The organism is Rhodoferax sp. ZS1R8, assembly GCF_056521325.1.
On record NZ_JBWMBA010000101.1, the window covers coordinates 1 to 1,272 of the forward strand.

General features: G+C 59.7%; 1 protein-coding gene and 1 pseudogene. Both read right to left on the reverse strand.

Annotated features, from left to right (window positions below):
* Nucleotides 1-197 (reverse strand): annotated as a pseudogene (locus AC097P_RS24125) (hypothetical protein); the annotation flags it as partial.
* Nucleotides 198-726: 529 nt separating this feature from the next.
* Nucleotides 727-1,272, reverse strand: a 546-nt coding sequence (locus AC097P_RS24130; protein WP_479612959.1) for a transposase, incomplete at its 5' end; no start/stop codon positions are given.

Genomic DNA, 1,272 nt, shown 5'->3' on the forward strand with positions numbered 1-1,272 from the left:
GCCAAGCCAGTGACCCACAAAGCGGCAAGCGTGAAGGTCACGGATTTCTCGGAGACGGAGAATATCGTTTGATCGAAGACCTTGCGTCCGAACACCGCATAATCGGCGAAGGCGATCCCGATGCCGACGCAGACAACCGCTATTACGTGGGCGAAGATCAAAAATGTCCTCACAAAATCTATCCAGTCGATCTGCATGCTGCTATTTTTTCAAGTTAAGGGAAGCTCCAATGAACCTCCCCGCCCCAGAGGGGCGGAGTATCAAGGGGATCGGGAACCATACGGCTTACTTACGTTCGCCTGGTAGGAGCGCGCCCCAAGGGGCGGGGAATATTCCCACCCAGATTCATGCGTTGCAACGGTATAGACGCCGGGGAGCAGGCTTTTATTCCAAGGCAGTGCAGATATATTTCCTGTCACAAAAATAACCGGCGCCAATCCCAGAAAAAACACCACTGTCGGCGACGGCGGTGTCTCCGAGAATTTCATTGCCATCAAATTTAAGCTTGACGTGATGCACACGGATAGATATTTCAGCCGCATGAGGCCAAGTATCGGCCCTTGGAAGAGCCCTCACCCCACGTAGAAACCCGCACCGCGCCCGCAGTATGGCCGTACCTGGCCGATCCACCGCCAAAATGCGCTGTTCACAAGAGAGATTAGCAGTGCGCCGGGTATGGCGGGCGCAGGCCTGCCCAGCGGCGAGTCAAAATCGCCGCTCAACCATTCACCAACTGATGCGCTGATCAACCTCAAAGTCCGGTGCCGGTTGCGCCGCCAGATCCCAGTCTGCTGGCTCGATTTGCGCCCCGTCATCCATCTGCGCATCGCAGTCATCCCACAACGGTGGCCCGCGCGCCGGGCTGATGTGCGGGGGCTCGGAGTCAACCCCGATGTGATCCAGAATCTTGCGGATCTGCACGACCTCGGTGATAAATGCGATCAGGCGCATCTGTCCACCGCACATCGGGCACAGCAGCGGGAAGACTTCGTAGATGCGGGCGATCAGCACCGCCCACAGGTAATGCGCCTTCGAGCGCTTGGGTGGTGCTACAGGTTCAGGTGCGGGTGGGATCGCGTTGCCCGGCACCACCACCCCAGGCACGCCTACGCCCGCGGCGGGTTGCGCAGGCTCAGCCGTGGCCTGTTGCATCGGCGTGGCAAAGGCAACCGCCGCAGCCCTGTGCGGCGAGTTCGGGGCCAGCACGCCAAAGTAGCGGTGCCGATGGGTGCGCGGCGGTGGCACCAGGGCGGCAATACGGGCTATCAGTTC